Below are 19,596 nucleotides of genomic sequence, written 5' to 3' on the forward strand. Positions count from 1 at the left end.
GGCTGAAAATTCGCAAAATGCGTGTGATTTTGCAGCGCTGACGTGATCTTTGATTTGATCGGTGCAATTTCGCAAAGAACGGCGTGGTTCAGATCGCGGCAGGCTGACCTCGTCCACCCATCACCAAGTCCATACTCATCCCGCCAATCCACATGCAGAAGAGCGCGAGCCAAGCCGTGCCGGCAAAGATCGACCCGCCGGTGACACCTGCGCCAATAGCGCACCCACCAGCGAGCATCCCACCAAACCCCATGAGCGCTGCACCGACCATGGCGTTGCGCATGGGGGTGGGACCTTCGAAGCCCTGGAACTTCAATTCACCGGCAAAGAGGGCGGCGAGGAACGACCCGATGACCACGCCCGGCACCAGTCCGATGTCAAATTCCAGAACCGAAGACCGGTCGAGGAAGAACATCAACGTGTTGGCCGAGGGGCCGGTGAAGGTCGCGCTTTCGATCTGCACAGGCTCAAAAGCCACAAGACTGAGCGCGTAGGTGAAGGCCCACCCCATCGCAACGGCGAAGCCGACGCCTGATGCAAAGACCAGACGCTGCCATCCGATCTGGTTGCGCCGTGACAGTTCCAGCGCAAGAAGAGCTGTGGCGAGGCCGAAAGCAAGCCCGGATCCGTCAGGCAGATGCAGCGTTGTCAGCAGGTCCATGTTCCGTCCGCCAGAGGTGATCCACATGGCGGCCAATTGATCTCGGACCGGAGCGAGCCAGCCCGTCAGGCTCATCTGAGCGACGACAGCAAATATCAGGCCCGAGACTACGGAACGCAGGTTACCGGTTGCCGCAAGCACCAAGAGCCGTCCTGAGCATCCACGCGCGAGAACCATACCCGCGCCGAACATCAGCCCGCCGATGATCGCACCTGACCAGCTTCCGGGAACGGCCATCATGCGGGCCTCGGTGGTGTCGATCAGGCCAAACATCTGTGCCGCCTGAACCCAGACCACCGCTGTTGAGAAGGTCAGAAGCCAGACCGCGACCTTGTCCTGCATCATGCCTCGAGCGAATTCGACCGTTGCCGCTCGCAGACAAAAGCGCGAGCGCTGGGCGGCCACACCAAAGGTGATGCCGGTGATCAGGCCAAACAACGCGGCAGTGGGCGCTTCGCCGATTTGGTCCACAAGGGTGACAAGGTCCATGGCGGTCTCCGTCCTGAGTTGGCCATGTATGCGCAGCAACGAATATGTGGGCTTTGATTTGGATCAGATGGCGAGGCGACTTTAACGAAATCTCAGGGTTTGGCCGCAATCCTGTCTCATGGATGCTGTTTCAGGGAATGAATAAGGGGCATGGCAAAGATGTGAATTTCTGCACAGAGGTTGTTCTGGGGCTGCATGGCCCTCGCCAAGAGGGTAAAGCGGGCGTAAAGGAGCGGCATGAAGCGCATTGTTCCCCTTGCAGACGCGCGTGACCTGCCAATTCATCGAAGGCCCATCACGCTGCTGTTCCTGATGGCGATCGCCATGCCCCTGTCCTTTGCGACATGGTCGGCGCTGCTGAACAACTTTGTCATCGAGGTGGCGCAGTTCGACGGTGCGGATATCGGCTGGCTACATACCGTACGCGAGATCCCGGGTTTTCTTGCTGTTGGCGTGATCGCGGTGATCATATTCATCCGGGAACAAACGCTCGCGATGATCTCGCTTGCCATGTTGGGCGTCGCGACAGCGATGACTGCTTATTTTCCTTCAATGGGAGGGTTGCTGTTCGTCACGCTGATCAGTTCGATCGGGTTTCATTATTATGAAACGGTGAACCAGTCGTTGCAGCTTCAATGGCTGCCCAAAGACCGCGCGCCACAAATGCTTGGGCTCTTGGTGTCGGCGGCATCGGCGGCAACGCTGGTGGCTTACGGTGTGATCGTGGTTACATGGCGCGCCTATGACCTGAGCTACAATTTCGTCTACATGGTGTCCGGGGCGTTGACGCTGATCATCGTGGCCTACTGCGTGCTTATGATGCCACATTTCGAGGCGCCTAATCCGCAGGTCAAGAAGTTCATCCTACGCAAACGCTACTGGCTTTATTACGCGCTGCAATTCATGTCGGGCGCGCGTCGGCAGATCTTTGTCGTCTTCGCGGCCTTCATGATGGTGGAACGATTCGGGCTGGACGTGGACCAGATCACCAAGCTGATGCTGGTGACGCTTGTGGCAAACATGGTGCTCGCACCTATGCTGGGTCAGGTCGTGCACCGGTTCGGCGAACGCAATGCAATGGTTGTGGAATATGCGGGGCTGGTCATCGTATTTGTGCTTTATGGCGGAATCTACTGGTTTGGCTGGGGCGTTATGCTGGCCACTGTACTGTATATCGTGAACAACATTTTCTTCGCATTGGCTTTGGCGTTGAAGACCTACTTCCAGAAGATCGCCGATCCGGGCGACATCGCTCCGACGGCCGCGGTGGCGTTTACCATCAACCATATCGCGGCGGTGTTCTTACCCGCGCTTCTTGGGTATCTCTGGCTGATCTCACCCGGAGCGGTATTTGCGCTTGCTGCCGGTATGGCGCTGGTGTCGCTGATGTTGGCGCTGATGATCCCTCGCCATCCAGAGCCGGGCAACGAAACCGTGTTCTCGGCGCTCGTCACTGCACCGGCCGAGTGACCTTCATCGACACAACGGTGAAATATTGAAGAAGGTGATCTGTTCTTTGATCATCTCCATTTCAATTTTTGATGCACACCCACTGTCGGTCAACGCCGTGCCTTCAAGTATTGTTGATCCACCCGACATGCTCACGCCTGAAAACGAGATTTCGGTATAAGGCTTAACACCGTCAAAAATCGCGACGATTTTCTGAGAATTTTCTTCGGTCTGTAGGGATTGGTGAAGGAACGCTCTGGCTTGTTCGTGGTTTCCGGTGCTGCTGAGGATGAGGAAATCGCGCGCGACCATGCGAGAACCCGAACTGAAGTACATGATCGACGCATATCCGAGCACGGCAATTACAACGATCACGCCAACGATTTTAAGAAATTTTTTCATGATATATCTCGAATAATGGAGCCTAGAATGGTTGTGGAGATTAAGTGGGTACATCTGATGGGTCCACTTTTTTGTGGTGGCAGTCTTTCGGGCTGGTCAGGATCGGCAAAGGCGAGTAAGCCCCGCGCCAAAGCAATTGGGGATGGCCATGACCACGTTCACTGCATTCACCACACTGCCTGACAAGGACGCGGCCGAGGCGCTGGGCGAAGCGTTGGAAGAGATGAGCGCGGAGCCCTACGGCGTTGGTGTGTTCGAGATCGAAGATGGCAGCGGGATGTGGGAAGTGGGTGGCTATTTCATGGACGCGCCGGACGACGTGGCGCTGGCCCTGCTGGCCGCGGCCCATGGCGCGAAGTGTTTTGTGGTCTCCGAAGTGCCGGAAACCGATTGGGTCGCAAAGGTGCGCCGTGAACTGGTGCCGGTACATGCCGGACGGTTCTATGTCTATGGCAGCCACGATGCAGACAGCGTGCCCGAAGGGGTGGAGCCTTTGCTGATCGAAGCGGCGATGGCCTTTGGCACCGGGCATCACGGCACCACGCAGGGCTGTTTGCGCGCGTTGGATCGGTTAATTGATGCTGGTGTCACCTGTCACAATGTGGCGGATATCGGTTGCGGCACTGCGGTACTTGCGATGGCTGCGGCGCGGACATGGCCCGAAACCGTCTATGCAAGTGACATGGATCAGGTCGCGGTGGATGTGGCTGAAGCGAATGTGGCTGCGAATGCGCTGACAGGGCATGTCGTTTGTCTTGAGGCGATGGGTTTCGAGCATCCGCAGCTGCATAAAGCTGCGCCGTTCGATCTGGTCTTCGCCAATATCCTCAAACAGCCTTTGATCGACCTTGCACCGCACATGGCCAGCCATCTGACAACAGAGGGATTCGTTATCCTTTCGGGCATCCTGAACGAACAAGGCGATGAAGTGGCAGAGGTGTATGCACGAAATGGCATCAATACCTGGCATCGCGAAGAGATTGGTGACTGGACAACGCTAACGCTGCAAAAAGCACCGTCTTAAACGCGCCTCATTTACCGTTTCTTGCGGGTTTTCGCCGCAATTAAAGCGAAGTTGCCACGTTTGCCCCATTCTTGCCACATTCCGCACCTAACTTGGTCACATCCGGTGGGGGCCGGAACAAAGGCTGCTTCACATGACCAAACAGCAGGACATGTTTGACGAACGGTACCGCAAGGTACTCAAGCGCCACCGCCAATTGTCGCGTGGCTATGTCACAAAACTCGAAAAGACCGGTGTGATAGTGCACAAACCCATGCGGCAGGCCCGCGAGGTGATGTCTTTCTCGGCTTTGTTGTTGCCCTTCGGTATTTTGTTTTTTCTGAAAGCGGCGATCGTAACTGTGCTGGGCGAGGACGGATATCGCCAGCAAGTCGATCTTCTGCGCGAAGGCGGGTTCATCGAACAGATGGGGGCCGTTTTCATGCAGATCGACCCGATCACGGCACCCCTGTCGCGGATGCTGGCTTACATTATCGGCTGATCTCTCCGACCTTCTCTCTCTATTGCTCATGAAAAAAGCCGTGTCAGCGATACTGACACGGCTTTTTTGTTTGGGTCGGCGGATCGGTTCAGAACGAGTTGATGTCGCCGCGTGTGAGACCGATGTCTTCCAGTTCGTGATCGCTGAGCTGGCTGAGCGCGTTGCGTGTCTGGCGGGAATCGTTCCACGCGCTGAACACTGCGATCAGGGATGTTGCGAATGCGCCGAAGCCTTTGGAGCTTGCAGCATAGGTGGGGCGGGATGTGTCAAAAGCGGCCATGGCCATGTTCCTTGGGTAAATGGGGAAGAATTTCGTCTGACGGGCATGTAGTTGCGGAAATACGCGCCTTCAATTGTCGTTTACGCATAGTTTTTATGCGGTTTGTGCATGGCTCATGGCATGAAATTTCTGCGCCTGCGAAATGAGAAAAATACGACACTTTTGGAGTCGTTTCTGTATTTCCGGAGTCAGAGTCGACCACCTATCGTCCGTTTTCGACATCTCATTTCCGTGATGGTCTTTGTTTTGAACGCTTGGCGTTTGTTCGCGTTTCGTGCTAGCCGTGATACAAAAGCAACAAAGGCGCGAGCAGCATGCGTGTTTTGGGGATCGATCCGGGTCTGCGTTTCCTTGGTTGGGGCGTGATCGAGGCCGAAGGAAGTCGTTTGCGCCATGTCGCGAACGGTGTGTGCCTGTCTGGGACAGGAGAATTGGCGATGCGCCTATTGGCTCTGCACACGGCGTTGACGGACGTGTTCCATCGGTATCAGCCCGAGACGGTTGCCATCGAAAAGACATTTGTGAACAAGGACGCGGTCGGCACGCTCAAGCTTGGACAAGCGCGGGGCGTGGCCTTGCTGGTCCCGGCGCAGTTCGGGCTTGAGATCGGGGAATATTCTCCGAACTCGGTCAAGAAAACGGTTGTGGGTGTTGGTCATGCGGACAAGCGGCAGGTTGAACACATGGTCAAGATGCAACTGCCCGGTGCCGAGATTCACGGCTCGGACGCGGCGGACGCGCTGGCCATTGCGATTTGCCATGCGCATCACATGACAGGGCCGGGGATGAGGATGCGCGCATGATCGGGCGGATTGCAGGACGGATCGAATACAAGGCGGACGACCACGTGCTGATCGACGTGCGCGGTGTGGGGTATGTCGTCTATTGCTCGGATCGGGTTCTGTCACAGATCGGGCGACCGGGAGAGGCGGCGGCACTCTACACGGATTTGCTGGTGCGCGAGGATATCCTCCAGCTTTTCGGTTTCCCGACACTGGTGGAAAAGGAATGGCACAGGTTGCTGATGTCCGTACAGGGCGTCGGTGCCAAGGCGTCGCTGGCGATCCTTGGGGCCTTGGGGCCGGACGGGGTGAGCCGCGCAATTGCGCTGGGCGACTGGAACTCGGTCAAGGCGGCCAAAGGGATTGGCCCAAAAACAGCGCAGCGCGTGGTCAACGAATTGAAAGACAAGGCGCATTCGGTAATGGCGATGGCTGGGTCCGCGTCGGTTGCGGCTGTGGCGTCCGATGACGATGCTGTTCTTGAACCGATAGCGACTGCGCCGTCGGCGCCTATCGCGGTTCCCACCGCGTCTGCACAAGCCGAGGCGCTGTCGGCGCTGGGCAATCTGGGCTACGCGCCCGGCGAGGCTGCAAGTGCCGTGGCGCAGGCGGCCGGAGAAGCGCCTGGAGCCGAGACGCCTGCTTTGATCCGCGCCGCGTTGAAGCTGTTGGCACCGAAGGGATAGGTCGATGGGCATGCTTATTGCGATCAATGCCCGACACTGGGTAAGGAGCGGCCATGTCCACTGATCCGATCATGCGGCCCGAGCCCTTGCCCGAGGATCGTGACCGCGCCTTGCGGCCGCAGATGCTGGACGATTTCGTGGGGCAGGCCGAGGCGCGCGCCAACCTGCGTGTGTTCATCCAATCGGCCCGGCAACGCGGTGAGGCGATGGACCACACCCTTTTTCACGGCCCGCCAGGATTGGGCAAGACGACGCTGGCGCAGATCATGGCGCGCGAACTTGGTGTCGGGTTTCGCATGACTTCGGGGCCGGTTCTGGCCAAGGCTGGCGATTTGGCGGCAATTCTGACCAATCTCGAAGCGCGGGATGTGCTGTTCATCGACGAAATCCACCGCTTGAACCCGGCGGTGGAAGAGGTGCTGTACCCGGCGCTTGAAGATTACGAACTGGACCTCGTAATCGGTGAGGGGCCCGCTGCCCGCACCGTGCGGATCGAGTTGCAGCCGTTCACCTTGGTCGGTGCGACGACACGATTGGGGCTATTGACGACGCCGCTTCGCGACCGTTTCGGAATTCCGACGCGGCTTAATTTCTACACCGAGGATGAGCTGAACCTGATCGTTGCGCGCAACGCGGTAAAACTGGGCGTTGAGGCAGCCGCTGAAGGTGCGCGTGAGATCGCACGCCGGTCACGCGGAACCCCGCGGATCGCCGGGCGTCTGTTGCGCCGGGTGGTGGATTTCGCTGTGGTCGAAGGGAATGGCGTGGTGACCAAGGAATTGGCCGATGGCGCGCTGACACGTCTTGGGGTGGACCGGCTCGGCCTCGACGGCGCGGACCGGCGATATCTGCAGCTGATCGCAGAAAACTATGCAGGCGGTCCGGTGGGGATAGAGACCCTGTCTGCAGCGCTGTCGGAAAGTCGCGATGCATTGGAAGAGGTGATCGAGCCTTACCTGCTGCAACAGGGCTTGATTCAACGAACGCCGCGCGGGCGGATGCTGGCGCAGAAGGCGTGGACGCATCTGGGCATGGCGGCGCCCAAGGTGCCGGGGCAAAGCGACCTATTCGGTCAAGCCTGACTTGCCCGGCGCGGCACCCTGTGCCAGAGGTCGGACTTGCATATTTGGAAAAAGAAGAAGCAGGGGGTCGGTGCCTCATGATGGACGCAGCCGAGGTCGAGCGGTTTTTCACGCGCTCTGATGGAAGTTACCTGTTCGCCCGTTGGGGGCGGCCGATTGCGCCCATCGTGTTCGGGGTCGAGGATGCGACCTTGGCCGTTGTGAAAGGCGCGCTGGAGGCGGTTTGCGCGATGGCTGGGCACCACATGGCCGAGACCGATCCCGAACTTGGTACCAACGTGATGATGTTCTTCTTCCGCGACTGGAACGAGTTGCTGCATGTGCCCGATCTGGATCGACTGATCGACGGTTTGGCGCCATTGGTGGCCAAGCTTTCGGCGGCGGAAGCAAACCAGTATCGGGTGTTCCGTTTTGACGAGGCTGGCGCGATCAAGGCCTGTTTCGTGTTTCTGCGCATGGATGACGTGATGTCGTCGCAACCCGCCGAGACACTGGCGTTGAGCCAGGTGGTTCAGTCTGTGCTACTCTGGTCGGATACGGCCTTTACCGATCGCTCTCCTTTGGGACAGTTGGAAGACGGTCGAGTGGTGTTGCGGCCCGAGATCGGCGCGCTGATCAGGGCGGCTTATGATCCGGTGATGCCTGCCATGGCGGATGATCCGGCCCATGCGCTGCGTCTGTCGGCGCGGATACAGGTGGCACACGGAGGTGCGAACTGATGGTCCATGAATTGCCAATCCGTGTGTATTACGAAGACACTGATATGGGCGGGATCGTCTATTACGCCAATTATCTGCGGTATATCGAACGGGCGCGGTCAGATTGGGTGCGGTCCTTGGGCGTTGATCAGAACGCCATGCGGGAAAAAGACGGCGTGGTTTTTGTGGTTCGGCGGGTTGAGGCGGATTACCTGAAGCCTGCGAAATTCGACGATGAGCTGCTTGTTCGAACTGTGGTCAAGGCGGTCACGGGGGTGCGCTTGATTATGTCCCAAGAGGTCATTCGTGGCGATGATTTGCTATTTCAGGCCGAGGTGACGGTTGTCTGCATCGGCGAGGGCGGTGTGCCGGCGCGGCTTCCGGCGAATATCCGCCGTCGTATTCACTAGCCTGCCGGAAACCGTGCGTTATGACGCCAATGTGTTGGCGTTTCCCCTGCAATTGCGGTATTGATGCTGGTAATCAGAGCCCGACCAATAGGGGCCACCCGGCTAAAGAGCAGGCAGATGGAAGCAGAAACACTTGCGCTGGCGCAGGAGATTGATTTCTCCATGTGGGGCCTTTTTGCGCGCGCGACACTGACGGTCAAACTTGTGATGGTGATGTTGATGATCGCGTCCTTCTGGGCGTGGGCGATCATCTTTGAGAAAATCATCTCGTATCGCAAGGCGCGGGCCGAGGCGGCAGAGTTTGATCGGGCCTTCTGGTCGGGTGAGCCATTGGACGAACTGTTCGACCAGATCGGTCCGGAACCGGATGGGCGCGCGAAAAAGGTCTTTGCGGCGGGCATGACGGAATGGCGACGGTCACACCGGGATGATGGTGGGTTGATCGCCGGTGCGCATGCGCGGATCGACCGGTCGATGGATGTGGCGATCCAGAAAGAGGCCGAGGATTTGCAGAAGAACCTCGCTGTTCTCGCGACCGTTGGATCGGTTGCGCCCTTCGTTGGTCTGTTCGGCACGGTTTGGGGCATTATGCACGCCTTCGTTGAGATTGCACAGCAGCAGAACACGTCGCTGGTTGTTGTGGCGCCAGGTATTGCAGAGGCGCTTCTGGCGACGGGCCTGGGCCTGTTGGCCGCGATCCCGGCAGTGGTTTTTTATAACAAGCTTTCAGCCGACAGTGACCGCATCCTTGCGGGCTACGAATCCTTTGCCGATGAATTCTCGACCATTCTCAGCCGCCAGTTGGACAGCTGAGCGATGGGGGGTGGCGTCGTGAAATCGGGCGGAGGCGGCGGGCGCAGGCGGCGCAAGGGCCGCGCCATGCCGATGTCGGAGATTAACGTCACGCCCTTTGTTGATGTGATGATGGTGCTATTGATCATCTTCATGGTGGCGGCTCCGTTGCTGACGGTCGGTGTGCCGGTCGAGTTGCCCAAGACTGCCGCCTCTGCCCTGCCATCCGAGACCGAAGAGCCATTGACTGTAACCATCTCTGCCGACGGGATCGTGTCTATCCAGAACACCGAAGTGCCGCGCGAAGACCTTGTCCCGCGGTTGCGGGCGATTGCGGCCGAACGCGCCGATGACCGTGTGTTCCTGCGGGCTGATGGCACCGTCACCTATGAGGTCGTGGCGCAGATCATGGGCGCGCTGAATGCCGGCGGCTTCAGTTCGATCGGGTTGGTGACGGATATCGGGGGTCCGGCGCTTGACGGGTCGGATGGCTGAGGCGCGACGTGCATACGGGCCATTATATCTCGGGAGGTGCCCATGGGATTTTGATCCTCTGGGCGCTCTTCGGCGGCATGTTCCGCAGTGACCCGCCAGATGTTCAGGTGGCCGATGTGTCGGTCATTTCCGAGGCGCAATTCGCCGCGATGATGCAGCCGCAAGCGGCACCAACGCTTGGTTCTGAGCCAACCGCGTTGCCGCAACCCGACATCGAAGAGCAGCCGCCCGAACCGCCCGCTGCAGAGGTCCAGCCTGTCCAGACGCCGGAGCCGGTGGAACCCGAGGTGTCAGAACCTGATCCGGTGCCGCAGCCAGTAACGCCAACACCAGAGCCCGAAGTGGTCGAAACCTTGCCGCAGCCGCCTGCACCTGAACCGGTGCCAGAGGTCGACGCGCCTGAAGTGGCGCTGCGTCCGATCCCGCGACCGGCCCCGCGTGTCGCGCCCGAAGCCGTGCCGGAACCCGCACCCGAAGCAGATATAGCCCCCGACGTTCAAGAGACTGTCGAGCAGTCGGAAACCCCGGACGTGACCGAGAGTGAGGAGCAACAGGCAACGGCACCCGAGGCGGCAGCGACCGAGATCGTAACCGAAGCCGAAGAGCCTGCGCGCGCGCCAAGCGCATCCGTGCGCCCGCAAGCCCGGCCCAACCGTCCTGCGCCAACGCCGCCGCAGACAGCCGAGGCTCCATCCGAACCTGCGTCGACGCCTCCCGCCGAGGCTGAGCCGGAACCGCAGCAAGATACCGCCGCTGCAGATGCAACGGCATCGGCTATCGCCGACGCGCTTGAGGAGGCTTTGTCCGGAGCAAGCACCGGTACGACAAGCGGGCCTCCGCTGACGCAGGGCGAAACAGACGGTTTTCGCATCGCGGTACAGGATTGCTGGGTCGTGGATGTTGGATCGCAGGCTGCGGACGTGACAGTGACGGTTGGATTCGAAATGGATCGTTCCGGGCGCGTTGTGAGTTCAAGTCTCAGACTGCTGTCGTCGGAAGGCGGCAGCGGAACGGCCGTCGACACGGCGTTCCAAGCGGCGCGCCGCGCGATTTTGCGGTGTCAGGGCGATGGGTATAGTCTGCCGCCAGAGAAATTTGACCAGTGGAAGGCCGTCGAGATGACGTTCAACCCCGAGAGTATGAGGATCCGATGAAACAGATCATCGCGTCACTGTTGGCTGTATTTCTAACGGCGGTCAGCGCGCCGAGTGTGGCTCTGGCGCAAAGCGGGCCACTGCGCATCGAGATCACCGAAGGGGTGATTGAACCTTTGCCTTATGCCGTGCCCGATTTCGTCGCGGAGAGCGCGGGGGGGCAGCAGCTTGCACAGCAGATTGCGCGAGTGGTGGCTGAAGACCTGACAGGAACGGGTCTTTTCCGCGAAGTCCCGCGTGAGGCGCATATCAGTCAGATCACCAGTTTTGGCAGCCCAGTGCAGTTTGCCGATTGGAAGGCGATCAATGCGCAGGCTCTGATCACCGGGGCGGTGAGTTCGGAAGGGGGCCGTGTCGTGGTCAAGTTCCGGGTGTGGGACGTGTTCGCAGGCACCGAGCTGGGGCAGGGCATGCAGTTCGCAGGCACAGCAGATGGCTGGCGCCGGATGGCGCATAAGGTGGCGGACCAAGTCTACAGCCGGATTACTGGCGAGTCGGGTTATTTCGACAGTCGTGTAGTATTCGTGTCGGAAAGCGGTCCAAAGGACCAGCGCGCCAAGCGTTTGGCGGTGATGGATTACGACGGCGCGAATGTGCAATACCTGACGGGTGGCAACGCGCTTGTTCTTGCGCCGCGCTTTTCGGAGGACGGTCAGAGGGTGCTTTATACCAGCTACGAAACCGGAATGCCGCGCGTTCATGTGCTTGAGGTTGGAACAGTGCAAAGCCGCATCCTGCAAGGCCAAGACGGTGTCATGAGCTTTGCGCCGCGTTTTGCGCCGAATGGACAGACGGTGGTCTATTCGCTGACGCAAGGATCGAATACAGACATATGGGCCATGGATATCGCCAGTGGTGGCTCGCGCCAGTTGACCAGCGCGCCGTCGATTGAAACCGCGCCGAGCTATTCCCCCGATGGCAGTCAAATCGTGTTCGAAAGCGACCGGTCGGGCACGCAGCAATTGTATGTCATGTCTGCCTCTGGTGGCGAGGCGCGGCGGATCAGCTTTGGCCAAGGCCGATATTCAACACCGGTGTGGTCACCACGTGGCGACATGATTGCCTTTACCAAGCAGAACGCGGGTCGTTTTCATATCGGCGTGATGCGCACGGATGGCTCTGAAGAGCGCCTGTTGACGGCTTCTTTTCTGGATGAAGGTCCGACTTGGGCTCCAAATGGGCGCGTGATCATGTTTGCGCGAGAAACACAGGGCGCACAGGGGTCATCGTCGCTTTATACAGTCGATATCTCGGGTCGAAATCTCAAGCGGGTACGTACTCCCGAAGGCGCGTCAGACCCAAGCTGGGGGCCGCTGCAATGAACGAGAAGATGGCATCAGACCTTCCTAAGCAGACATCAGAATTTTCATGTGAGAATTTTGAGACACGGCAGATGGCTAGGCGCAGCGATGCGGCTGTGATAGTTTCCGACAAAACATAAAAGAGCAGGATCTCCCATGCGACTTACCGCCAAACTCACGATGCTGATGGCCGTTCTGGCCGTATCGGCCTGTACCAATGCCAACCGCTTTGACAATGACGCCGTCGATCTGAACGCTGCCACGGGCAGCGCCGGCGGCATCCTTCCGGGCAGTGCCAGCGATCCCAGGTCGCCTGCCTATTTCCAACAGACAGTTGGGGATCGGGTTCTTTTTGCGGTCGACCAGTCGACGCTCAGCCCAGAAGCGCGTGCAACGCTGGACGGTCAAGTTCAGTGGCTGCTGACAAATTCCGATTATAACGCCGTGATCGAAGGTCATGCCGATGAGCAGGGCACACGCGCCTACAACCTTGCCTTGGGCGCGCGACGGGCGAATTCAGTCATGGAGTATCTTGTCGCGCAGGGTATTCCGACCAACCGTCTGCGCTTTGTCAGCTACGGCAAGGAACGTCCGATTGAAATCTGCTCGGAAGAGTCGTGCTATGCCAAGAACCGGCGGGCTGTGACAATCATTTCCGCTGGATTGACTGGCTGACGGAGACTGCGATGCGTTTGGGTGGGGTTCTTCTGAGTTGTGTTTTGGCGCTTGCTCCATTTGCTGGGCAAGCGCAGGAAACACTTGCGGATATCCGGCAGGACATGTCGGTGCTGTTCGTCGAGATCCAAAAGCTCAAACGCGAGCTGAGCACCAGTGGTGGCACTTCGGTGGCACTGCCATCCGGCGCCCTGGATCGCATCAACGCAATCGAGAGCGAACTGCAACGTCTGACAGCCAAGACTGAAGAGCTTGAGTTTCGCGTCGGCCGCGTTGCCGAGGATGGCGCGCGGCGGCTGGGCGATTTGGAGTTTCGCCTCTGCGAAATGGAGACCGGTTGCGACATTGGCAGCCTGGGGCAAGTTCCTACTTTGGGCGGTGCGTCTGACACGCCGTCCGCGCCGACCGCACCCGTTGCAAACCCGCAGACTGGAGGAACACAACTGGCTGTTGGCGAAGAAACAGACTTTCGGCGAGCCGGGGAGGCGCTCGCCAGCGGTGACTTTCAATCCGCCGCTGACCAGTTTGCGGCCTTTCGCCAGACCTATCCGGGCGGACCGCTAGAAGCGCAGGCGCTGGTTGCAGAAGGACGCTCCCTTGAGGGGTTGGGCAATACCCGCGATGCGGCGCGCAGATATCTGGACGCGTATGCAGGGTATCCAGACGATGCGGCAGGGCCCGAAGCTTTGTGGCGGCTCGGGGCTGCTTTGGGGGCGCTTGGCAATCTGGCCGAGGCCTGTGTGACCTTGAACGAGGTGTCCGGGCGATATCCCGGGAGCAGCGATGCCATCGCTCAGGCGGAGGCGGCAAAAGCCCGGTACAATTGCCAGTGACCGATGCACCGCTGTCGCAGCGGTTTGCCGATGCCATGGGCCAGCTGCTTGGCCCTGATTTCCCCACTGATCTCGGCTTGGCCATCTCTGGCGGAGGCGACAGCATGGCGATGCTTTACCTCACCCACAATTGGACCCGCGAATACGGTGTTCGACTATGGGGGGTCACTGTTGACCACGGTTTGCGGGCAGAAAGTGCCGCAGAAGCCGCCATGGTGGCAGAGGAATGTGCGGCTTTGGGCTGGCCACACGCGACACTGCGTTGGCACTGGGATGGATCGGGTAATGTACAGGATGCCGCGCGGCGTGCTCGCTTGGCTTTGATCGACCGGTGGCGCGGGAACGTGCGGCACGTTCTGTTTGCTCACACCCACGATGATCAGGCTGAAACGGTATTGATGCGTTTGGCGCGCGGGTCGGGCGTTGACGGGTTGGCTGGGATGCGCGCGGCGCGGGAAATAGCACCGCACGCGCGCAGCGTTCCGGACCTGACGTCACAGGATATGACCGGCGATGCGCCACCGCGCAATGAGGTACAGCCGGGGTATCAGGTGCTGCGCCCCTGTCTCGATCTGGGACGGGCAGAACTGAGGCATTACCTGACTGTGCTCAAAGGGCGTTGGGTCGATGACCCAAGCAATGAGAACACCGATTTCGAGCGCGTGCGCATTCGCAAGTTCTTAGCACGTTTGCAGCAAGAAGGCTTTGCGACAGGTGTGCTGTCAGATACCGCGCGCCGCATGGCCCGAGCGCGTGACGGTTTGGCGGCCCGTTTGGTCGAGGCGGTGCGATTGCTGTGCTCGGATGCACCACTGGGGCAGGTGATTGTTGATCGCGATGGCTTTGCCGCGCTTGACGATGAGACACGCTTGCGGTTGCTGACTGCCGCGTTGAGGTATGTCTCGGGTTCTGAATATCGGCCCCGCGCTGCGTCAAGCGAGGCTTTGTTGCAGCAGATTCTGTCTGGCGGCGGCGGAACGCTACATGGTGCAGAAGTGCTCGTGGAGAAGGCAAACCTCCGGATCCTGCGCGAGGCTGCCGCTGTTTCGGGTGATGTCGCCCCGTTGGGAGGCCTTTGGGATAACCAGTGGCATCTGGAAGGTTCCATTGAACCTCTGCCCGAGACTGCGGTGGTTCGTGCTTTAGGCGAAGATGGATGGTGTCAGATCGAAGACAGATCCGGTTTGACGGTGCCGTTTCGCGGGGCTCTTTCGGCGCCTTCGGTTTGGTTGGGGTCAACGCTCTTGGCCTGTCCCGTTCTTGGGATTGGGCCTGACACGTGCGTCAGTCGACATGTGCTTGGGCGGCCCGACACCGGTTTTGAGGCATTTTGTCTTTCGCATTGAACCCGGGCTACGCATGTCTATGTTAAGGGGCAAGAGACGCGGGCCGTCCCGCCCCTGTCAATTTCAGGAGAATTTTCCTTGGGCAACGCACGTAATATCGCCTTTTGGGTCGTCCTATTCCTGCTGATCCTTGCTCTTTTCAACATCTTCTCTGGTGGTGGAAACACCTTGCAGAGTCGCGAAATCAGCTATTCCGATTTCGTTTCGGCAGTTGAGAATGATACGGTCAGCTCGGTCACGCTGGATGGCGAACAGCTTCGCTTCCGCAGCACTGACGGGTCAGACTACATCGCGATCAAACCGGAAGACGCGACAGTGACCGATCTTTTGATCGACAACAACGTCCCGATCCGGGCTGAGCAACAGCAACAATCCGGCTTCCAGTCCTTCTTGCTGAGTTTGCTTCCCTTCCTGCTGCTTATCGGTGTGTGGATCTACTTCATGAACCGGATGCAAGGTGGCGGCAAAGGTGGCGCGATGGGCTTTGGCAAGTCCAAGGCCAAGCTGCTCACCGAGAAGCATGGTCGTGTGACCTTTGACGATGTGGCAGGGATCGACGAAGCCAAGGAGGAACTTGGTGAGATCGTAGAGTTCTTGCGCAACCCGCAGAAATTTTCTCGCCTTGGCGGTAAAATTCCCAAGGGCGCTCTGCTTGTCGGACCTCCCGGAACGGGTAAGACGCTGCTTGCGCGTGCAATCGCGGGCGAAGCGGGCGTACCGTTCTTCACCATCTCTGGTTCAGACTTTGTGGAAATGTTTGTCGGTGTCGGTGCAAGCCGCGTCCGTGACATGTTCGAACAAGCCAAGAAAAACGCGCCTTGCATCGTGTTCATCGACGAAATCGATGCTGTGGGCCGTGCCCGAGGTGCTGGCTATGGCGGTGGCAATGATGAACGTGAACAGACCCTGAACCAGCTTCTGGTCGAAATGGATGGGTTCGAGGCGAATGAAGGTGTGATCATCGTTGCGGCGACCAACCGTCGTGACGTGCTTGACCCCGCCCTTCTGCGTCCGGGCCGTTTTGACCGTCAGGTCACGGTGCCTAACCCTGACATCAAAGGCCGCGAGAAAATCCTCGGCGTGCATGCGCGGAAGACACCGCTTGGTCCGGATGTGGACCTGCGTATCATCGCGCGCGGCACACCCGGTTTCTCGGGTGCTGATCTGGCCAACCTCGTGAACGAAGCAGCCCTGATGGCGGCACGTGTCGGACGTCGTTTTGTGACGATGGAAGATTTCGAGAACGCCAAGGATAAGGTCATGATGGGAGCGGAGCGCCGTTCTATGGTGCTGACACCGGACCAGAAAGAGAAAACTGCCTATCACGAAGCGGGCCATGCCGTTGTCGGGTTGGCGTTGCCTCAGTGTGATCCGGTCTACAAAGCCACGATCATCCCGCGCGGTGGCGCATTGGGTATGGTGGTGTCGTTGCCGGAAATCGACCGTCTGAACTGGCACAAATCCGAGTGCGAGGAAAAGCTGGCCATGACAATGGCAGGCAAGGCAGCTGAGATCATCAAATACGGCCCCGAGAACGTGTCGAACGGACCCGCGGGTGACATCCAGCAAGCGTCGGCTTTGGCGCGCGCGATGGTGCTTCAGTGGGGCATGTCGGACAAGGTAGGCAATATCGACTACCGCGAAGCCGCCGAAGGCTATAGCGGCAACACGGCTGGCTTCTCGGTTTCGGCGAATACGAAAGAGATGATCGAACAAGAGGTCAAACGCTTTATTCAGGATGCGTACGATCGTGCCTTTGCCATCCTTACAGAGCGTAAGGATGAGTGGGATCGACTGGCGCAGGGCTTGCTGGAATACGAAACGCTGACCGGTGAAGAAATCAAACGCGTCATGCGGGGCGAGTCGCCGCATTCAGGCGATGGTGATGCGTCGGGTGGTGCACCTGAAACGCCCAGCATTACCGCGATTCCCAAAACCAAACCAAAGTCGAAAGCTCGTAAGGATGATGGCGATCTGGAGCCGGAACCCACAGTCTGATCGACAAAAGTTCGACATTTGAAACCCCGGCGTCCGCGTGGCGCCGGGGTTTTGTTTTCTGCATGTGCACCTTTCGGGTTGTTCTTTTGGGTAGAGCAGGGTCTCTAGCTGCCAACTGAACCGGAGGTGATCCCATGCCAGCATTGAAACCTACCGAATTCATGGCGGAGATCCGTTGGATTGGCCGTGTGCCCGTGCAAGGGGAGAGCATTCTGTCCGCGCAGACGGACCGTTTGGAGCTGGGCTTTGACGGCCCGGAGGGTGAGCGGCATTCCGGGCGCACGCGACCATCCTGCAGCCGTGTCACAACTCAGTATCCCCGAGGCACCGAGATTTCGAATGTGCGGCAATTGTCGGTTCTGTCGGCGGAAGACCTGACCGCCATTGCAATGGAAATGGGATTAGAGGCGATTGATCCCGTCTGGCTGGGTGCGTCGCTCGTGATAAAGGGAATTCCGGACTTCACCCTCGTCCCACCGTCGTCGCGCCTGCAGGGGCCGGACGGGGTCACTCTGATCATCGACATGGAAAACCGACCATGCCATCTTCCGGCCCGCGAGATCGAGGCGCTGCATCCCGGCAAGGGAAAGGCATTCAAGGCTGCGGCGCAGAATCGCCGAGGTGTGACCGCGTGGGTCGAACGACCTGGAATGCTGGTTTTGGGGCAAAATTTACGCCTGCACGTGCCGGATCAACCGGTCTGGCCGCATCTGGACAAGGCCCGCGCGTCACTGAAACGCTGAGATGTTTCCGATTGGCGACGCCGCGGTGTCAATCCCGCCGCAGTTTTGCCGGGAAGTGTCGGTTTCACCGTGCCATGGCTCTGGTGCACAAAGGTATGCGTTGGGCAAATGACGTTCCGAACAGGGGAGCCCTTTCATGTCGTACAAATCGGATATCGAGATCGCCCGCGAGGCGCAGAAGCGCCCCATCATGGAGATCGGTGAGAAAATTGGGATTGGGTCGGACGACCTGCTGCCCTATGGCCACGACAAGGCCAAGGTCAGCCAGTCCTTCATCAATTCGGTGCAGGACCGCCCAAATGGCAAGCTGATCCTTGTCACTGCGATCAACCCGACACCTGCGGGTGAAGGCAAGACCACAACAACGGTTGGTCTTGGGGATGGTCTGAACCACATTGGCAAGAAAGCCATGATCTGCATTCGTGAAGCCTCGCTTGGGCCGAACTTCGGCATGAAGGGCGGGGCTGCTGGTGGCGGCTATGCGCAGGTGGTTCCGATGGAGGACATGAACCTGCACTTCACTGGCGACTTCCACGCCATCACCAGTGCGCACAGTCTGCTGTCGGCGATGCTCGACAACCATATCTACTGGGGCAACGAGCAGGATATTGACACCCGCCGCGTTGTCTGGCGTCGTGTTGTCGACATGAACGACCGGGCGTTGCGGCAGATCACCTGCTCGCTGGGCGGTGTGGCAAACGGTTTCCCGCGTGAGGCGGGGTTCGATATCACCGTGGCGTCGGAAGTCATGGCGATCCTGTGTCTGGCAAATGATCTGAAGGATTTGGAAAAGCGTCTGGGCGACATGATCGTGGCCTACCGGCGTGATCGCAGCCCGGTGTTCTGCCGTGACATCAAAGCTGCAGGCGCGATGACGGTGCTGCTCAAGGACGCGATGCAGCCGAACCTTGTGCAGACGCTCGAGAACAACCCGGCCTTTGTGCATGGCGGCCCGTTCGCCAACATCGCCCATGGCTGCAATTCGGTGATCGCAACGACAACGGCGCTTAAGCTGGCGGATTACGTGGTCACCGAAGCCGGATTCGGGGCTGATCTGGGCGCCGAGAAGTTCATGAATATCAAGTGCCGCAAGGCAGGCATTGCGCCGTCGGTGGTGGTTTGCGTGGCCACAGTTCGCGCGATGAAGATGAATGGCGGCGTGGCCAAAGCCGATCTGGGGGCCGAGAACGTTGAAGCAGTCAAGAAGGGCTGCCCGAACCTGGGCCGTCACATCGAGAACCTCAAATCCTTCGGCGTGCCGGTGGTTGTGGCGATCAACCACTTCGTGACCGACACCGATGCCGAAGTGGAGGCGATCAAGGCCTATGTCAGTGAGCATGGCGCCGAGGCGGTTCTGTCGCGTCATTGGGAACTGGGGTCCGAAGGTTCTGCCGATCTGGCGCGTAAAGTCGCCGAGGTGGCAGATGCGGGGCAGGCGAACTTTGCACCCATCTACCCCGACGAGATGTCGCTGGCCGACAAGATCCAGACCATCGCAAAGCGAATTTACCGTGCGGATGAGGCGCTGATGGATCAGAAGATCCGCGACCAGCTCAAGCTTTGGGAAGATCAGGGCTACGGCCATTTGCCCGTCTGCATGGCTAAGACACAGTATTCCTTCACAACCGACCCGAACCGGCGCGGTGCGCCGACCGGCCATTCGGTGCCGGTGCGCGAAGTGCGCCTTTCGGCCGGTGCGGGGTTCGTCGTGGTGGTCTGCGGTGAGATCATGACCATGCCGGGCCTGCCGCGCGTGCCATCAGCGGAGAACATCCACCTGAACGATGCAGGCCAGATCGAAGGGCTGTTTTAAAC

At 59.2% G+C, this 19,596-nt stretch carries 21 protein-coding genes; 18 read left to right on the plus strand and 3 right to left on the minus strand.

The genetic code is table 11. The annotated features are described in order from the left end of the window. Nucleotides 1–88 precede the first annotated feature (88 nt). Nucleotides 89–1,150 carry a YeeE/YedE family protein gene (locus MCRY_RS07715; protein WP_085628899.1) on the minus strand — a complete coding sequence of 354 codons (1,062 nt, stop codon included), beginning with the start codon at nt 1,148–1,150 and terminating at the stop codon, nt 89–91. 237 nt (nt 1,151–1,387) lie between these two features. Between MCRY_RS07715 and MCRY_RS07720 the strand changes: the two genes are divergently transcribed. Further along, complete coding sequence (locus MCRY_RS07720; RefSeq protein ID WP_085628900.1) at nt 1,388–2,620, plus strand: MFS transporter; 1,233 nt, start codon at nt 1,388–1,390, stop codon at nt 2,618–2,620. A 3-nt stretch (nt 2,621–2,623) separates the two neighbouring features. Here the strand turns inward: MCRY_RS07720 and MCRY_RS07725 are convergent, their stop codons facing one another. Then, on the minus strand, nt 2,624–3,001 hold the full coding sequence (locus MCRY_RS07725; RefSeq protein ID WP_085628901.1) for a hypothetical protein: 378 nt from the start codon (nt 2,999–3,001) through the stop codon (nt 2,624–2,626). 148 nt (nt 3,002–3,149) lie between these two features. Here MCRY_RS07725 and MCRY_RS07730 point away from each other — a divergent pair, with 148 nt between their 5' ends. Next, the gene (locus tag MCRY_RS07730; protein ID WP_085628972.1) at nt 3,150–4,025 is read left to right on the plus strand and encodes a 50S ribosomal protein L11 methyltransferase; all 876 of its coding nucleotides are present in this window, start codon (nt 3,150–3,152) and stop codon (nt 4,023–4,025) included. A 133-nt stretch (nt 4,026–4,158) separates the two neighbouring features. Further along, nucleotides 4,159–4,506: a hypothetical protein gene (locus MCRY_RS07735; protein WP_085628902.1), complete on the plus strand. Its 348-nt coding sequence runs from the start codon at nt 4,159–4,161 to the stop codon at nt 4,504–4,506. Nucleotides 4,507–4,594: 88 nt separating this feature from the next. Here the strand turns inward: MCRY_RS07735 and MCRY_RS07740 are convergent, their stop codons facing one another. Further along, entirely contained in the window at nt 4,595–4,786 is a 192-nt protein-coding gene (locus tag MCRY_RS07740; RefSeq protein WP_085628903.1) for a DUF1127 domain-containing protein, read from the minus strand. A 314-nt stretch (nt 4,787–5,100) separates the two neighbouring features. Here MCRY_RS07740 and ruvC point away from each other — a divergent pair, with 314 nt between their 5' ends. The 15 genes from ruvC (at nt 5,101) to MCRY_RS07815 (ending at nt 19,594) form a co-directional block, all read left to right on the plus strand. After that, on the plus strand, nt 5,101–5,589 hold the full coding sequence (gene ruvC, locus MCRY_RS07745) for a crossover junction endodeoxyribonuclease RuvC (protein WP_085628904.1): 489 nt from the start codon (nt 5,101–5,103) through the stop codon (nt 5,587–5,589). Further along, a complete protein-coding gene (gene ruvA, locus MCRY_RS07750; RefSeq protein ID WP_085628905.1) occupies nt 5,586–6,254 on the plus strand; it encodes a Holliday junction branch migration protein RuvA in 669 nt (222 codons plus the stop codon). The genes ruvC and ruvA overlap by 4 nt, the downstream gene beginning before the upstream one ends. A 53-nt stretch (nt 6,255–6,307) precedes the next feature. Further along, nucleotides 6,308–7,336, plus strand: a complete 1,029-nt coding sequence (gene ruvB / locus MCRY_RS07755) for a Holliday junction branch migration DNA helicase RuvB (protein ID WP_085628906.1) — start codon at nt 6,308–6,310, stop codon at nt 7,334–7,336. A gap of 80 nt (nt 7,337–7,416) precedes the next feature. Continuing rightward, a complete protein-coding gene (locus MCRY_RS07760; RefSeq protein ID WP_085628973.1) occupies nt 7,417–8,055 on the plus strand; it encodes a hypothetical protein in 639 nt (212 codons plus the stop codon). Next, a complete protein-coding gene (ybgC, locus tag MCRY_RS07765; RefSeq protein ID WP_085628907.1) occupies nt 8,055–8,444 on the plus strand; it encodes a tol-pal system-associated acyl-CoA thioesterase in 390 nt (129 codons plus the stop codon). The genes MCRY_RS07760 and ybgC overlap by 1 nt, the downstream gene beginning before the upstream one ends. Nucleotides 8,445–8,561: 117 nt before the next feature. Further along, nucleotides 8,562–9,257: a protein TolQ gene (gene tolQ, locus MCRY_RS07770; protein ID WP_085628908.1), complete on the plus strand. Its 696-nt coding sequence runs from the start codon at nt 8,562–8,564 to the stop codon at nt 9,255–9,257. A gap of 3 nt (nt 9,258–9,260) precedes the next feature. Beyond that, on the plus strand, nt 9,261–9,731 hold the full coding sequence (gene tolR / locus MCRY_RS07775) for a protein TolR (RefSeq protein WP_085628909.1): 471 nt from the start codon (nt 9,261–9,263) through the stop codon (nt 9,729–9,731). Nucleotides 9,732–9,739: 8 nt separating this feature from the next. After that, entirely contained in the window at nt 9,740–10,885 is a 1,146-nt protein-coding gene (locus MCRY_RS07780; RefSeq protein ID WP_085628910.1) for a cell envelope biogenesis protein TolA, read from the plus strand. Then, a complete protein-coding gene (gene tolB / locus MCRY_RS07785; protein WP_085628911.1) occupies nt 10,882–12,207 on the plus strand; it encodes a Tol-Pal system beta propeller repeat protein TolB in 1,326 nt (441 codons plus the stop codon). Before MCRY_RS07780 ends, tolB begins: the two co-directional genes overlap by 4 nt. A 135-nt stretch (nt 12,208–12,342) precedes the next feature. After that, nucleotides 12,343–12,861 carry a peptidoglycan-associated lipoprotein Pal gene (gene pal / locus MCRY_RS07790; RefSeq protein ID WP_085628912.1) on the plus strand — a complete coding sequence of 173 codons (519 nt, stop codon included), beginning with the start codon at nt 12,343–12,345 and terminating at the stop codon, nt 12,859–12,861. Nucleotides 12,862–12,872: 11 nt separating this feature from the next. After that, on the plus strand, nt 12,873–13,694 hold the full coding sequence (locus MCRY_RS07795; protein ID WP_085628913.1) for a tetratricopeptide repeat protein: 822 nt from the start codon (nt 12,873–12,875) through the stop codon (nt 13,692–13,694). Then, nucleotides 13,691–15,040 (plus strand): tRNA lysidine(34) synthetase TilS, encoded by a 1,350-nt coding sequence (gene tilS, locus MCRY_RS07800; RefSeq protein WP_085628914.1) that lies wholly within the window; start codon nt 13,691–13,693, stop codon nt 15,038–15,040. The genes MCRY_RS07795 and tilS overlap by 4 nt, the downstream gene beginning before the upstream one ends. 78 nt (nt 15,041–15,118) lie before the next feature. Next, on the plus strand, nt 15,119–17,038 hold the full coding sequence (gene ftsH / locus MCRY_RS07805; RefSeq protein WP_085628915.1) for an ATP-dependent zinc metalloprotease FtsH: 1,920 nt from the start codon (nt 15,119–15,121) through the stop codon (nt 17,036–17,038). A gap of 134 nt (nt 17,039–17,172) precedes the next feature. Continuing rightward, nucleotides 17,173–17,781, plus strand: coding sequence for an MOSC domain-containing protein (locus tag MCRY_RS07810; protein WP_085628916.1), 609 nt, complete (start codon nt 17,173–17,175; stop codon nt 17,779–17,781). 136 nt (nt 17,782–17,917) lie between these two features. Further along, nucleotides 17,918–19,594, plus strand: coding sequence for a formate--tetrahydrofolate ligase (locus MCRY_RS07815; protein WP_085628917.1), 1,677 nt, complete (start codon nt 17,918–17,920; stop codon nt 19,592–19,594). Nucleotides 19,595–19,596: the final 2 nt, after the last annotated feature.

It is taken from the genome of Marivita cryptomonadis (assembly GCF_002115725.1).
GTDB classification, from domain to species: Bacteria; Pseudomonadota; Alphaproteobacteria; order Rhodobacterales; family Rhodobacteraceae; genus Marivita; species Marivita cryptomonadis.

Coding starts and splice junctions, on each gene's coding strand:
- ruvB (WP_085628906.1), top strand. CDS start 6,308: ATGTCCACTGATCCGATCATGCGGCCCGAGCCCTTGCCCGAGGATCGT.
- MCRY_RS07725 (WP_085628901.1), bottom strand. CDS start 3,001: ATGAAAAAATTTCTTAAAATCGTTGGCGTGATCGTTGTAATTGCCGTG.
- ybgC (WP_085628907.1), top strand. CDS start 8,055: ATGGTCCATGAATTGCCAATCCGTGTGTATTACGAAGACACTGATATG.
- tolB (WP_085628911.1), top strand. CDS start 10,882: ATGAAACAGATCATCGCGTCACTGTTGGCTGTATTTCTAACGGCGGTC.
- ruvC (WP_085628904.1), top strand. CDS start 5,101: ATGCGTGTTTTGGGGATCGATCCGGGTCTGCGTTTCCTTGGTTGGGGC.
- MCRY_RS07760 (WP_085628973.1), top strand. CDS start 7,417: ATGGACGCAGCCGAGGTCGAGCGGTTTTTCACGCGCTCTGATGGAAGT.
- MCRY_RS07810 (WP_085628916.1), top strand. CDS start 17,173: ATGCCAGCATTGAAACCTACCGAATTCATGGCGGAGATCCGTTGGATT.
- MCRY_RS07740 (WP_085628903.1), bottom strand. CDS start 4,786: ATGGCCGCTTTTGACACATCCCGCCCCACCTATGCTGCAAGCTCCAAA.
- MCRY_RS07735 (WP_085628902.1), top strand. CDS start 4,159: ATGACCAAACAGCAGGACATGTTTGACGAACGGTACCGCAAGGTACTC.
- pal (WP_085628912.1), top strand. CDS start 12,343: ATGCGACTTACCGCCAAACTCACGATGCTGATGGCCGTTCTGGCCGTA.
- MCRY_RS07715 (WP_085628899.1), bottom strand. CDS start 1,150: ATGGACCTTGTCACCCTTGTGGACCAAATCGGCGAAGCGCCCACTGCC.
- MCRY_RS07815 (WP_085628917.1), top strand. CDS start 17,918: ATGTCGTACAAATCGGATATCGAGATCGCCCGCGAGGCGCAGAAGCGC.
- MCRY_RS07795 (WP_085628913.1), top strand. CDS start 12,873: ATGCGTTTGGGTGGGGTTCTTCTGAGTTGTGTTTTGGCGCTTGCTCCA.
- tolQ (WP_085628908.1), top strand. CDS start 8,562: ATGGAAGCAGAAACACTTGCGCTGGCGCAGGAGATTGATTTCTCCATG.
- ruvA (WP_085628905.1), top strand. CDS start 5,586: ATGATCGGGCGGATTGCAGGACGGATCGAATACAAGGCGGACGACCAC.
- tolR (WP_085628909.1), top strand. CDS start 9,261: ATGGGGGGTGGCGTCGTGAAATCGGGCGGAGGCGGCGGGCGCAGGCGG.
- MCRY_RS07720 (WP_085628900.1), top strand. CDS start 1,388: ATGAAGCGCATTGTTCCCCTTGCAGACGCGCGTGACCTGCCAATTCAT.
- MCRY_RS07730 (WP_085628972.1), top strand. CDS start 3,150: ATGACCACGTTCACTGCATTCACCACACTGCCTGACAAGGACGCGGCC.